Source organism: uncultured Campylobacter sp., assembly GCF_937980635.1.
Taxonomy (GTDB): Bacteria; Campylobacterota; Campylobacteria; order Campylobacterales; family Campylobacteraceae; genus Campylobacter_B.
Genome location: NZ_CALJPG010000008.1, coordinates 20,010 through 34,040, shown reverse-complemented (window position 1 = coordinate 34,040; position 14,031 = coordinate 20,010). Strand labels below are relative to the sequence as shown.

Below are 14,031 nucleotides of genomic sequence, written 5' to 3'. Positions count from 1 at the left end.
CTTTGTTTTTTAATAGGACGCCACGGCTGATAAAATTTTATATTGCTAGGGGATAGAGCATGCAAAAATATCCGGAAGTTTATAGTTTAGAAAAGAGTTTGGCTATACTTGAAAAATATAAAGACGAGCTGAGCGTAGAACAATACGAGCAAAACAGATCTATCATCTGCAACCACGCGATAGAGGGTATGTTTGCAAACAGCAAGATATAATAGATCTTATCAAGGTCGATAAGGGAGAAAAAACGCCCGATGAGATAATAAACGAATATAAAAAAGAGTGGGGCGTTTTATAGCGCAGTAGAAAAATTAAATTTGATACTGAAATATCAGAGGTATTTTGACGCAGCTCATCGTCTGCTTGAATTTTAATCGTGCAGAAAAGTTACGACTTCATGCTCTTTTGGTAAATTTTCTCTACCGTCAATACCGCGATTGCCGTATTCCGCTAGAGCTTCTTTTAAAATTTTATAAAGCTCATCCAATGAAATTCCGTAAGTGCTGGAATTTATACTTTCTAACTTATATTTGATAAAAAACGGATTATCCACGAGCATTTTACTGGTAGTTTCATCATAAATTCGCCTTATATCAAGCTCGATATCTCTACCTTTATAGTGAAACAACCAAATATCCTCACCCGTATAGCCATCTCTTGGATCCGGCATAGATGCCAAACATACATGAATAAGCCAAGCATCTCTTTGCCTATCGATAACCCAATTCATCCAATCGGTATCATTATCCTGGATTGGGTATGTGTAATTGTGTTTCATCAATAGCTCGTTAATATTACTTAAAATATCATATTTCTTCAAGTCCCCTTTCGAAATATATTCTGCCACAAACGCCATCTAGCCCTCCTTGAGAAATTCTATAATTTAAAGTAGATCGCTCGTATATAGACCGAACAAAGACGAGAGTTCAAATTTAATCCTTTCGCCGACGATAACTTATCGTTTAAACAGCCAATTTATATACGATTATCGTTAATTCTTAATATAATCTTTCGTAAAATTCGTTATGAAATTTAAAAATTTCAGGCGCTTTGTCGCTCGCCACCTCTTTTAAATTTAGCGTCTAAAAATACGCAGAATTTCACGCCGTATAGGTAGAAAATCCAGCTTATGTAGATCCATAGAAAGAAAAATAACGCGACCGAAAACGAGCCGTAGATGCTAAGATAGGTTTTGTTATAAAAGACATATTGTGCGAAAACCAGTCTTGAAAGCCACCACAAAATCGATGCTACGAGCGATGAGGCAAGTACCGCTTTTGCGCGGATCTCGCGGTTGATCGCCGTAGCGTAAGTGATAGCAAAAATCCCCCAAACGATTAAGTAGGGTAGAATTTTAAGCAAATTTATCCAGCTCGTAAGCTCAGTTTTATTTAGCAGCTCCTGAAGCTCGCCGCTGATATAAAACGACGCTCCAAGCCCCACAGGAGCGAGCGTCATCAGTGTCCAGTAGGTGCTTAGGCTCTTAAAAAAGCTTCGCTCGGGCGAATGCGAAATGCGCGCAATTATCGCTTCAAAATCTCCGAAAAACAGCACCGACGTAACTAGCACCGCGCAAAAGCCCGTTACGCCAAGGCTTAGCCCGTTTGCCATAAATTCCTCGATATAGTGCGCCATGCTCGCTTGATTTGCGGGCAGGAAGTTTGAAAAAATAAAGCCCATAATCTTATCGTAGTAGCCTTTGAAGCTTGGCAGCTGCATAAAAACGCTAAGCGAGACCATCAGCACCGGCAGTAGCGCCAGAATCGTGTGAAAGCTAAGGCTTGATGCATGGTGCATGAGCTCGGTATCGTAGAGGCGGAAAAAATTTTTGAGTCGGCTTTGCGCTTGCTTAAGCGTCGGTATTAGTTTTTTCATACGGGCGATTTTACATTAAAAATTTAGAATTTCATATAAATTTGCGCAATTTTTCTTTTGTATCGTGGTATATCGTCTATAAAATTTAAAGCTAAAAAATGCGACTACAAATATATAAATTTATATCTCGAATTTAGTCTAAATTTAGGAAAATTTTTCTAATATGCTAAAAAATAATATTAAATATATCCATAACGAAGGGAAAATAATGGAACGAAGGAAAACGATGAAATTTAAAATTTCATTAGCGGCATGTATGTGCTTACTATGCAGCAGTTTGGCTGCAGCGCAAAATGGCGGTAATTCTGCGCCTGAAAAGTCGCAGAATATGGGTGTAATCGAGGTAAATTCCGTCGGCGATAATATCAGCGAGAGCGGCATCGACGAGGGCTTTTTGAGCAAAAATGTGCAGCAAGGCATGCTTGCCGGCAAGCGCGCTTTAGATCTTCCGTATCAGATCAACACGATCAGCAAGGAGATCATGAATCACCAGGGCGTCACCGGCTATGAGGAGGCGGTTAAATACTTCCCGTCCGCGCAGATTCAGATGCGCGGCGGCGCTACGGTCGGACGTCCGCAGACGCGCGGCTTTGAGGGCAGCGTCGTAGGCAACAGCTTCTGGGACGGCTTTTATACGATTTCGACGACGGCGATTCCGATGGCGATGTTTGAGAGCTTTCAGGTACAAAACGGCGTCGCAGGCTCGCTCTACGGCGCGCAAAATCCGGTGGGCATTTTCAGCTACACGCGCAAGCGCCCCGTAAAAGATCAGTACATCATCTGGAGCGATTATATGTCGCGAAGCAACCTAGGTCTTGGTTTTGATCTATCCGATAAATTTGAAAAATTCGGCTACCGCGCGGTGTTTTACGGATCCAACGGCGACAGACAGCCGAAGGGCTCAAATTTACAGCGTCGCTTAGCCAGCATCACGATGGAATTTTATCCGACGGGCGATCTAACGTTCGAAACCGCGGCTAGTTATTACGAGCACAATACTAAAGGCTTTGCGGGGCAGTTTGCCCTCGGCGTAATAAACGGTAAGATCACGGATGGAATTACGCTTCCAAAAGCGGTGGACTCCTCAGAGCGCGGTCTTGGTCAGAGCTTTGGAGGCATGCATCTAAAAACCACTACCGCAAGCGCAAAATTTAAATTTACGCCTACCGATAAATGGTATTTAGAGGGCGGCTTTCAGTTTCAGCGTGCCGATCGTGATACTCACGGCGTCGTAAACTATTTGCTTCCCGAAGGGTTTGATTGCGCAAATTATGCCGCTTTACCGCCTAAAAAGAGACCAGGCATATGTAATAGTAATCTGAATGCAAAATGGACGAAGCCGGGCGATTATTATACTCAACACAGCGGTGGTGCTATAGCAGCGTATAGATTTGATTTACCGAGCGGCTATCTTAAGGCAAACACGCAGTTTAATACGGGCGATATCGAACATGATTTCAGCGTGCAGACCAACGGATATCACTGGACGCAGGATAGATATAAAAATGCGAGCACCAACTACACCTCGCCTACCATAGGCAATATCTACGATCCTAAAATTCTAAATTACACCGGTGCTAGGCGCGGAAGCGGGCTGTATCACTACGCTGTTTTGGATATGTATAACGTCTCGGCGCTAGATGATATCACGATAAACGATAAATTTGACGTGATGCTAAGCGCATCTAAGGCGTGGATGAGACAGGAATCTTACGATGATCGCCAACAAAGACTTGTAAAAGCCTATAGCGATTCGGGCTATAGTTGGGCGGGCAGCTTGATCTTCCATCCGATAGAGGATGCCAGCATCTACTACACCTACGCAGATAGCTTGCAGCAGGGCTCTACCCATGTTTATGATGGCGGTCCACATAACGGCGAGGTCGCCTCTACATCTCCGTATCGCTCTAAACAACACGAGATTGGCGCTAAAATTCGCGTAGCCGATATGATCGATTTTAGCGTAGCGTATTTTGATATACGTCGCCCGATCGCCTACTTAAATAGCTCTACGGGGCTTTATGGCATAAACGGCGAGCAGCGCAACCGCGGATTTGAGTTTATGAGCGGCGGACGAATTACGCAAAATTTAAGCGTGCTAGGAGGCTTTACCTACATCGATCCTAAGATGCATAACGTAAGTATCGAGGGCGCTAACCGCAAGGTCGCAAACGGCATCCCTAAGATAAACGCAAATTTAATGCTTGATTACGTGATCCCGGGCACAAACAAGCTTGCGATCAGTACAAATTTCCACTACACCGGTAAGATGTATTTGGATGATCTAAACACTCAGCACACGCCTAGCTTTTTCGTTACCGATATCGGCATTAGATATACGAGCGAGCATCTTTTAGGCGATAAGACCACGCTACGCTTCAATGTAAATAACGTATTTAACAAAAAATATTGGGCGGGAATGTATCCTGCTAGCGCCGACGGTGCGGGCGGAATAGATCCAAAAAGCGTGCTAGGCTCGGCAAACGGCGTGACGCTGGGCGAGAGCAGAAGCTTCATGCTCTCTGCGGAGGTAAAATTTTAAAATCTAGCGGGTTTAAAATTTCTGTTTAAGCGGCGCGAATGATTATGGCGCCGCTTTTAAATTTATGAAATTTTATCGCTCTAAGCGGCAAGATTAAATTTAACGAGGCTTGTTTTAATTCATTTTAAAATTTAAGCCTTGGATTTTGAAATTTTAAACCTTGATTTTAAAATTTCGATCTTTAAATTTTTAGATCGCCGCGCCTCGGCTTGCCTGCAAAATTTATCCGCGCGCGGTTTAAAATTTAGCCGTTTTTGGTTATAATCTTTGCAAAACCACGAAACGGAGAGCAATGAAACAAGTTTTAATCATCGCAAGCGGAAAGTTTGCGCGCCATTTTTTATCCAAAGTTTGTAAAATCAAAGATGTCATCAGATCATATCGCGTAATAGCTAAAAATATGGATGCCTTGCCCGCAGAGCTTGAAAACGAGTCAAATTTTTCGGTCGAAATTTTTGATCCTACTAGCATTGAGCGGTTGCGCGTGGTGCTAGCAGGAGAGGAATTTGACCGCTGCATAGTGATAATGGAGGATGAATTTGACACTAAAGTAACGCTTGAAAATTTAAAGACGCTCGCTCCGGATTTAGAGCTTTACGTGGCTGATTTTTGGGGACTTTTGCGCGAGAATAAAAATGAAGCTCACGTAAAAATCGTAAATACCCTTGCGCTAAATTCCTCGCGCTTCATCGGTTTTTTGCCCGATAGCCCCGTTTTTGCTGATAACATTGGGCTTGGGCGCGGAGAGATAATGGAGGTAAAAGTGCCCGTAGGAAGCTCGTTTGCGTATAAAAAAATCAGCACGCTTTCTAATGCGAAATATCAAATTCCGATGATCTACCGTCACAATAATTACATCGTAACGACACCTAGCTCGCGGATATATCCGAATGATACGATCTTAGTTGTTGGTGAGCCTAGTGCGCTGCGAGCGGTGTTTACTGAAGTAAAAAAGCAAAGCGGGCAATTTCCATCGCCGTTTGGGCTAAATATTTTCGCGCTAATCGATATGAAAAAAATGAGCGGCGACGAGATAGCTAGGACGGTTAGGGCGCTTGAGTTTTTGGATTTGCATATTAGAAATCATAAAATTTATCTGCGAATTTTAAATCCTCTGCTAAACGACGCTTTTAGCGAGCTTAAAGCTCTGTGTGAGCGGGATAAATTTGAAATTCTCATCGATTACTCGGGCGAATTAAATTTAAAGCGCGACGTGAGCGAAAATAAAGCAGGCTTGGTAGTTTGCTCAAGCGGAGTTTTCGAGGCAAAAAAAGCGGCACTTAAAGCGCTTGAAATTCCGGTGCTAAGCCTTGGAGAGGGCGAGCTAAAAGATGTGCGTAAAAGCGTCGTGCTAAGTGCTGGCGAGCGACTTCGCGAGGAATCAAGCATCGTCTTTGACATCAGCTCGCAGCTAGGGCTAGATGTGTATTTGTATCTTTTCGGCGAGAGCGAAAAGGGCGAGTTTGCGCAAAGCTACGTGAGCTTATCGAAGCTTTTTAAGCAGAGTTTATTCGTGATTCCTTGCGAGCGACAAAATCCGATTTTAGCGTTAGGCAGCGAGCGAGATCTGCTGCAGTTCGTACCATTTAACGATAGAATTTTGGCGCGCAAGCTCACATCGATTTTCAATCAGGATTTGGATCAGATGTATTTCAAGCTAGGCAAAAATCATCAAATTTTCGTTCCGAGCGATTACGGGTATGAAAAGTAATCGAAATTTATGTTACAATTACCCAAAAATCAAAGGCTAGCGTATGAAAATCGATCTTAATTTAGGCAAAAAATACAGCGTTTTTATCGACGAATTGCATAGTTTAAAACTTAGCGGCAAGGTCGCTATCGTGACAAATCCCAAAGTAGCGGGGCTATGGCTTGATTTCTTACTGCAGCGGCTAGATTGCGAGCAAAAATTTATCATCACGATCCCGGATGGCGAAGAGTATAAAAATACTGCGAGCGTGGAGCAAATTTTAGAGCAGCTTTTTAGCTCCAAGCTTGATCGCAAAAGCACGCTCATCGCTCTTGGCGGCGGTGTCATTAGCGATATAACAGGCTTTTGCGCGAGCATTTATGAGCGCGGTATCGATTTTATCAATATACCTACGACCTTGTTAGCGCAAGTGGACGCAAGCGTCGGCGGTAAGACTGGCGTAAATAATCGTTTCGGCAAAAATTTAATCGGCTCGTTTTATCAGCCGCGCGCGGTTTATTGCGAGAGCAAATTTTTATCGACGCTTCCTGCGCGAGAGTTTGCCGCAGGCGTCGCAGAGGCGGTAAAGATGGCTGTATGCTTTGATGTCGAACTATTTAAATTTTTCGAGACGCACGATCTAAAAAGCGTCGATGAAATTTCGCACGTAATCGCGCGCTGCGTGGAGATTAAAGCGGGCGTCGTAGAGCGAGACGAGCGCGAAAGCGGCGTGCGTGCGGTGTTAAACTACGGGCATACCTTTGCTCACGCTATCGAAAAAATTACTGATTATAAAAAATTTTTGCACGGTGAGGCTGTAGCGGTCGGTATGGCGATGGCAAATGCGCTAGCGCGGCGTCTCGGTAAACTAAGCGGCGAACAGGAGGAGCAGATCCGTAAAGTGCTTCAAAAATTCACACTTCCGATAAAATTCCACGTAGAGGATGCAGCGGAATTTTACGAGCTGTTTTTTCTCGATAAAAAGAGTGAAAACGGCAAGATAAAATTTATCCTGCCCGACGGCATCGGTAAATTCTACGCTTCCAAAGAGATCGCAAAAGATGAAGTAATTACAGCGCTGAAAGAGTTTGAATGAGAGCGCTTGTAGCTATTTTTTTGATTTTTAATCTTGCATTTTGCGAGGCAAATTCTACGCTCTCCGCCGCGTATACGCGCTTAGAATCCAACGCTAGCTCCGCCGCTAGTGAGAAGAAAGATGAAAATTCCAAGCTAACCGCGTCGCTAAAAGATCAGATCCGTATTATTGACGATGAGATCAAAAATAATATCTGGGTCTCTCGCTTTTCAAATTTCATCGGCTATCAAAATTTACAAAAGCAATCCAGCCAGCTCGAAGCGGAGCTAAAAAAGAGCGCCGGCACCGATAAGATCGCAGAGATTCAAAAAAGACTTCGCGCCGTAAAAGAGCAGCTCATACTGCTAAAAGAGTATGAAAAATCTCCGTTTTTAGATATCATCGCGATGCCCGAAACTCCAGAGCCTGCGCGCATTACAAATCCTTTTTCGATAATTTCCGGTTTTTCTACGATTAGAAATTTGCAAGCTCAAAAGATGGAGCAGAAAAACGCCATCGAAAATATTAAAGCTTTAATCGATAAACTTGAAGCAAAAAGGGCGCTATATGAGCGTTTGATGCAGATTGATACGGACGCAAGCGCTGCGGCGGAGCTTAAAAGCTTAGATTACGAGCTCGGAGAGTTCAGCTCCGCATACGAGATCGCGCAGACCACGTACGACGTTTACGAAAAAAAGATCAACTCCCAAATCGCCGTGCAGACCGCCGATATAAAAGCGCAGATCAAGCGCGCGGGAAACATCGCCGTATGGATACTCGTAGTCATGGCGCTATCGTTTTTATGTAAGATAATAGCGAAAAAATATATCAAAAACGACGAGAATTTTTATATCGTAAATAAAGCTATCAATGTTTTAAATTTTACTCTGATCGCGCTGATACTGCTATTTTCTTACATCGAGAATATGACGCATTTCGTAACAGTTTTGGGCTTTGCTTCGGCAGGTCTTGCGATTGCGATGAAAGATATGTTTATGAGCTCCTTAGGCTGGCTTACGATCGTGCTCGGCGGAAGCTTTCGCGTGGGTGATCGCATCAGAGTACATAAAAACGGCGAGACCTACGTAGGCGATATCATCGATATTTCGGTGCTTAGGATGACGATTTTCGAAGACGTTACTATGACTACGTGGAGAGAAAATAAGCGCGCAGGCAGGGTGATTTTCATACCGAATAATTATATTTTTACCGATCTTATCTCAAACTATACTCATAGCGGCATGAAGACCGTTTGGGACGGCATCAGCATACTTTTAACATTTGATAGCAACCATAAAAAGGCGATGTATCTCATAAAAAACATCGTGCGGAAGTATTCTAAGGGCTACACCGACATTGCCAAAAAGCAGATGGGCAAGCTGCGCTCGCAATATAGTATCAAAAATCCAAACGTCGAGCCTAGAATTTTTAGCTTTTTTGAGCCATACGGCATTGAAATTTCGGTTTGGTATATGACGAATTCTTACGCCACGCTCGGGCTTCGCAGCAACATCTCGGCTGAAATTTTAGACGCCCTAAGAAGCGAGCCCGACATCAAGATCGCCTATCCTGCTTACACGCTTTTTAACGGCAAAAATCATGCGGCTGCGGGCGGAAATTTTGCGGCGCAAGACCTCAGCTCCGAGCAGCAAGGCTCGCAAAATTTAAACGCAGCGGCGCAGGGCGCCGGCTTTGCCACAGGAAGCGGATCCGGGAGCGAAATTTGAAAATTTATTTTAAAACGTTTGGATGCCGCACCAATATCTACGACACGCAGCTTATCAAAAGCAATCTCAAATCGGGCGAGATCACGCACGACGAGCAGGGCGCGGACGTAGTCGTGATAAACTCCTGCACCGTTACGAACGGCGCCGACGCAGACGTACGAAACTACGTAAATAAGATGAACCGCCTTGGCAAAAAGATATTGCTAACCGGCTGCGGCGCGGTTTCGCGCGGCGAGGAGCTGTATAAAAACGGCGCGGTCTTCGGCGTATTCGGGATGTCGCAAAAGGAAAAGATCGATGAGTTTTTGGGCTCGGAGTCGAAATTTTACGATATCGGCGATCTAAGTAGCGTCGAAAAAAATTTAGTAAGCGACTATGAGGATCACACCAAGGCCTTTATTAAAATTCAGGAAGGGTGCGATTTTAACTGCAGCTATTGCATAATCCCCTCGGTGCGCGGCCGCTCGCGCAGCAGCTCTGAAGACGCGATCTTAAAAGAGGCGGCGAGTCTTGCCGCAAACGGCTTTAGCGAGATTGTGCTAACGGGCACCAATATCGGAAGCTACGGCAAATTCGCTGGCACGAGCCTCGGCGCGCTGCTTCAAAAGCTGGGCGCGATCCGCGGAATTCGCCGTATCCGCTTAGGTAGCATCGAGCCCTCGCAGATCGATGAGAGCTTTCGCGAAATTTTATCCGAGCCGTGGCTGGAGCGGCATCTGCACATCGCGCTTCAGCACACTTCGCAAAAGATGCTTAGTATAATGCGCCGCCGAAATTCCGCGCTAAGGGATTTGGAGCTTTTTTGCGAGCTTGCGGAGCGCGGGTTCGCGCTGGGGACGGACTTTATCGTCGCGCATCCGGGCGAGAGCGAAGAAATTTGGCTCGAAGCGGTAGAAAATTTCAAAAAATTCCCGCTCACGCATCTGCACGCCTTTATCTTTTCGCCGCGGCAAGGGACCGCCTCGGCGTCGCTAAAAGGTCGCATAGACGGCAAAACGGCGAAGGCGCGACTAAAGATGCTGCAGAACATAACGGCGCTGAATAATTATAAATTTCGTCTTTCGCACAAGGTGCCGTTAAATGTGCTGATCGAGCGGAAAAACGGAGAGTTTTATGAAGGATATGATCAATTTTATGATAAAATTTGGATCAAAAGCGATGAGGATTTGTCGAAAAAATGGATGGAGATAAGAGATTATGAGGTTAAATTTGATGGAAATTTTGCATAAAATCAAAAAAAGCAAGCTAAATATAATTTTGATTTTTTTAGTGCTGCTTATCGTTTTGCTCTCGATCGTTTATTTTAAAGATGATTCGCGATACATCACCGAGCGCGAATTTAGCGAGCTGGTCCGCGCAGATCAGATCAAACGCGCGCATATCGAGGATGGAAATTTAAATTTTACCTATGACGGCAAACGCTATAAAATTTTAGTCGATCTCGTAGATCTTAAGGAGCTATCAAATCACGCTCTAATCAGCAAAGAAAAGGATGATGGCACGAGCGGTATTAGCGCGACGCTCGTGATTTTTACATTCGCATTTTTTCTCTTCGTGTATTATTTTGAAACCGTTTTGGCTAGACACCGCAGGATGGACGGCGCCGCGCGTCAGAGCGCTAGCTCGGGTGGCGATCTCGGCGATCTTTCGCCAAGCGTTAGCGACGTGAGATTTAGCGATGTCGCGGGCATCAGCGAGGTTAAGGACGAGCTAATCGAGATCGTGGATTTTTTAAAAAATCCCGCAAAATACCGAAATTTTGGCATCAAGCTGCCGAAAGGAATTTTAATGATCGGCGAGCCGGGCGTCGGTAAAACGCTAATTGCAAAAGCCGTGGCGGGAGAGGCAGATGTACCGTTTTTTTACCAAAGCGGCGCAAGTTTCGCCGAGGTCTTTGTGGGCGTCGGCGCTAGGCGGGTTCGCGAGCTGTTTGCGAAGGCCAAATCCTGCGCGCCCGCAATTATTTTTATCGACGAGATCGATGCGGTCGGCGGCAAGCGCGGTATCGGGCGCAACGACGAGCGAGAAGCGACGCTAAATCAGCTGCTGACCGAGATGGACGGATTTGAGGAAAATAGCGGCGTGATGGTAATCGGCGCGACCAATAAAATAAATTTGATCGACGATGCGCTTCTGCGCTCGGGGCGCTTTGATAGGCGCGTTTTTATCGGGCTTCCGAACTACAAAGACCGCATCGAAATTTTAAAAATTTACCTCGAGGGCAAAAGATGCAGTGCGAATATCAACAAAGTAAGCCGCCTCTGCGTGGGCTTTAGCGGCGCGGGAGTAGCGACGCTGGTAAATGAAGCCGCGATCAACGCTCTTAAGCGCGGCAGCGATACGATCGAGCTTAGCGATTTTGAAAACGTGCGAATGAGGGTCTTTTACGGCGTGCAAAAAAGCAGAATCCTCACCGAATACGAAAAGGAGATCCAGGCGTTTTATCAGGGCGCAAAGGCGCTTAGTGCGTATTGGTATTCGTTTGATTTCGAAAAGATCGAGCTTTTAAACGATAAATTTTTAAACGAGGATTTCGAGATCGAATCCAAAACCCAAATTTTAAATCAAATCAAAGTGCTTTTAAGCGGCATGGCAGCGCTACAGATCCATAAAAACGACGCTTTTTCAAATTCCGCTAGCGACGTAAAGCAGGCTATCGCGCTGGCGCAAAAGATGGTTTTTGAGCTCGCGATGGGCGATAGTTTCACCCCTAGCGCGCAGAGCGTGAATAAAATTTTGCAAGATTGCTACGACGAGGTAAGCGAGATAATCCGCACGATGCAGGATAAGTTAAATCAAATTTCAAAGCAAATTTTCGTCTATGAGTTCATAACTTTCGAGGATGTTCAAAAGATTTGCGAATCTGATGGTGTGGAGCAAGAGGGCGCTTCTGCGCAAGAGCAAGATTTACAAAAGCCGGAAAAAGATAGCGAAAGCTCTGAAGAAAAGCCGCAAGACGGCACGCTAAATTTCGATTAAATTTTAAAATTTAAAATTCTAATAAAGGAGAGGAAAATGGTAAAAATAGGTGTTTTAACGATCAGTGATCGCGCTAGTGGTGGCGTTTACGAGGATTTAGGAGGCAAAGAAATAATTGCCGTGATGGATGATTGGCTAACTTGTGAGAAGCAGTATTTTTATGAAATAGTTCCAGATGAGCTAGAGCTGATCAAAGATAAGCTGATTTATCTTTGCGATGAAGCGGGTTGTGATTTAGTGCTAACTACTGGTGGCACGGGTCCTGCTCCGCGCGATGTAACGCCTGAAGCGACTGAAGCGGTAAGTGAGAAATTAATGCCAGGCTTTGGCGAACTAATGCGCGCAGAGAGCCAAAAGATCGTGCCTACGGCAATTTTATCTCGCCAGATAGCAGCGATCCGCAAAAAATCTCTGATTATAAACTTACCGGGCAATCCAAAAGCGATTAAAGAGTGCCTGCTGCCGGTATTTCCTGCTGTGCCGTATTGTATTGATCTAATGGGAGGAAATTACATAACAGCGGATGAAAATAAGATAAAAATATTCCGTCCTAAACGCAAATAATTCGCAAAATTTAGCAGGAATTAAATGATTTATGATATTATTTGGGTGCAAATTTAAGGAAAAATATGAAAATAAATCACAACGATATTTTGGAATTTCATAAATATTTTAGTAAAATCAGCCACAGCAAAGGTCGTATTCGTATCCGCGTAAGTCCCAAGATTAGGGAGTTGCGAGATAGCGTGAGCGAGGAGAGCCTGAAGGCTAAAATAGCTGCAATTCGCGGGATAAAAGAGTATAAATTTAACTCTCTAATCGGCTCGCTGACGATTCATTACGACGAAAATATTTTCCCGATGCACCTTTGGGAGCAGTTTTTAAGCGGTATCAGTTCGCCTGAGCTAATAGCGCTCGTAAATTCCAATATAGAGGCGATTTCTTGAGCGAAGAAGCATTACGTAGCACCAAAAAATCGCGCAAAATTTCTAATAAATCTCGGAATTTAAATGAGGCACAAATTGCAGATATCGCTCTTTTGCTTGAAAAAGAGGCGCAAATTTTGCAGTTTTATTCGCTGGGTGCAGTTAAATTTCAAGATAAAAAGTTAGGAGAAATTCTATCTTTACGAGCTGGATTACTTGAGCGGATACTAGACTTTGCAAATTCTTGCGGGCTTGGCGCCACGCCTCCTGAAAATAGCAGTGAGGCACTGGCTGCAAAAGGTATGAATGAGTTTTTGGCTTCGGCGCTTTTGATAGAAAAAAGCTCTATGATGTTTTATGACGATCTAATTAATTCGTGCAAGAACGCGCAATTTAAAGAGCTGCTGTACAAGGCGCAGGCGGTTTCGTATAATGAAATTTTGCCGATTTTAAAAGAACTGAATTCTAAATACGAGGCTGATTTAAATTCTTTGAATTTCGCTGATTTATTAAACGAAATTTTTAAAAATCCGCAGGAATTAGAGCGGATATTTCAAAAATACGATTTGCAAAATATTTTAAATAGCGCATTTTCCAATTTAATTAAAGGAATTTTGCAGAAAAATTAAATTAGGATTGCAAAAATCTAAAAAAGTCGCTATAATATCAAAATCTATGTAAAGTTGATAAAATGACTTTATAATCTTAACACGAGGAGAATGAAATGCCGATCCCATTTCTAGCAGGTTTTGCGCTTGGTTGCGCGGCGGTTTACGCTTATAACAATCGAGATAAAATCAAAGAAGGTGCGAATAAAATCGTAAGTAGCAAAAGCGTCGAGGAGCTAAAAAATAGCGTCAAAGGCGGAGCGGAAAAATTAAGCAAAAAATCAAAAGAAATTTTTGCGGAAGCCAAAGAAGGCTTAGATGATGTCGCTGAGGCGGTAAAAGGTAAAAGAAAGTCTGGTAGTAAAAAAGCTGCGACAAGTAGCACTAGGACTGAAACTAACACTGCAAAAAAAACCAGAAAAAAACCGGGACCAAAACCGGGATTTAAAAGAACTAAAAAATCCACCGCGGGCGCTAAGACTGGCGAAACGCCGGTAGGTGAGACATCCGTAGCATCTGCTACTCCGCTTAATATCCCGCAGATCGTAAAAATGGACGATAATTCTTCGGCTAAATTTACGTCCGCAGACGATAAATCAGAAAAATAGAGGC

Annotated in this window: 12 protein-coding genes and 1 pseudogene; 11 read left to right on the top strand and 2 right to left on the bottom strand. The window is 44.0% G+C overall.

What is annotated here, in order from left to right; genetic code table 11:
- Nucleotides 1-59: 59 nt before the first annotated feature.
- Nucleotides 60-295: pseudogene (locus tag Q0460_RS00950) on the top strand (hypothetical protein).
- Nucleotides 296-367: 72 nt separating this feature from the next.
- Here the strand turns inward: Q0460_RS00950 and Q0460_RS00945 are convergent.
- Complete coding sequence (locus Q0460_RS00945) at nt 368-775, bottom strand: hypothetical protein (protein ID WP_299083729.1); 408 nt, start codon at nt 773-775, stop codon at nt 368-370.
- 263 nt (nt 776-1,038) lie between these two features.
- Complete coding sequence (locus Q0460_RS00940) at nt 1,039-1,872, bottom strand: YihY family inner membrane protein (RefSeq protein WP_299083726.1); 834 nt, start codon at nt 1,870-1,872, stop codon at nt 1,039-1,041.
- A 226-nt stretch (nt 1,873-2,098) separates the two neighbouring features.
- Here Q0460_RS00940 and Q0460_RS00935 point away from each other — a divergent pair, with 226 nt between their 5' ends.
- The 10 genes from Q0460_RS00935 to Q0460_RS00890 all read left to right on the top strand — a co-directional run bounded on the left by Q0460_RS00935 (nt 2,099) and on the right by Q0460_RS00890 (nt 14,027).
- A complete protein-coding gene (locus tag Q0460_RS00935) occupies nt 2,099-4,414 on the top strand; it encodes a TonB-dependent siderophore receptor (protein WP_299083937.1) in 2,316 nt (771 codons plus the stop codon).
- A gap of 292 nt (nt 4,415-4,706) precedes the next feature.
- Complete coding sequence (locus Q0460_RS00930; protein ID WP_299083723.1) at nt 4,707-6,125, top strand: TrkA C-terminal domain-containing protein; 1,419 nt, start codon at nt 4,707-4,709, stop codon at nt 6,123-6,125.
- A gap of 43 nt (nt 6,126-6,168) precedes the next feature.
- Entirely contained in the window at nt 6,169-7,200 is a 1,032-nt protein-coding gene (gene aroB / locus Q0460_RS00925) for a 3-dehydroquinate synthase (protein WP_299083720.1), read from the top strand.
- On the top strand, nt 7,197-8,906 hold the full coding sequence (locus Q0460_RS00920; RefSeq protein WP_299083717.1) for a mechanosensitive ion channel family protein: 1,710 nt from the start codon (nt 7,197-7,199) through the stop codon (nt 8,904-8,906). The genes aroB and Q0460_RS00920 overlap by 4 nt, the downstream gene beginning before the upstream one ends.
- Entirely contained in the window at nt 8,903-10,135 is a 1,233-nt protein-coding gene (gene mtaB / locus Q0460_RS00915) for a tRNA (N(6)-L-threonylcarbamoyladenosine(37)-C(2))-methylthiotransferase MtaB (RefSeq protein WP_299083714.1), read from the top strand. The genes Q0460_RS00920 and mtaB overlap by 4 nt, the downstream gene beginning before the upstream one ends.
- Entirely contained in the window at nt 10,104-11,885 is a 1,782-nt protein-coding gene (locus tag Q0460_RS00910; protein WP_299083712.1) for an AAA family ATPase, read from the top strand. The genes mtaB and Q0460_RS00910 overlap by 32 nt, the downstream gene beginning before the upstream one ends.
- 36 nt (nt 11,886-11,921) lie before the next feature.
- Nucleotides 11,922-12,449: a molybdopterin adenylyltransferase gene (mog, locus tag Q0460_RS00905; RefSeq protein ID WP_005871651.1), complete on the top strand. Its 528-nt coding sequence runs from the start codon at nt 11,922-11,924 to the stop codon at nt 12,447-12,449.
- Nucleotides 12,450-12,514: 65 nt separating this feature from the next.
- Complete coding sequence (locus Q0460_RS00900) at nt 12,515-12,832, top strand: HMA2 domain-containing protein (protein ID WP_177386684.1); 318 nt, start codon at nt 12,515-12,517, stop codon at nt 12,830-12,832.
- A complete protein-coding gene (locus Q0460_RS00895; RefSeq protein WP_299083707.1) occupies nt 12,829-13,440 on the top strand; it encodes a hypothetical protein in 612 nt (203 codons plus the stop codon). The genes Q0460_RS00900 and Q0460_RS00895 overlap by 4 nt, the downstream gene beginning before the upstream one ends.
- Before the next feature lie 95 nt (nt 13,441-13,535).
- Nucleotides 13,536-14,027 (top strand): hypothetical protein, encoded by a 492-nt coding sequence (locus Q0460_RS00890; protein WP_299083704.1) that lies wholly within the window; start codon nt 13,536-13,538, stop codon nt 14,025-14,027.
- Nucleotides 14,028-14,031 lie beyond the last annotated feature (4 nt).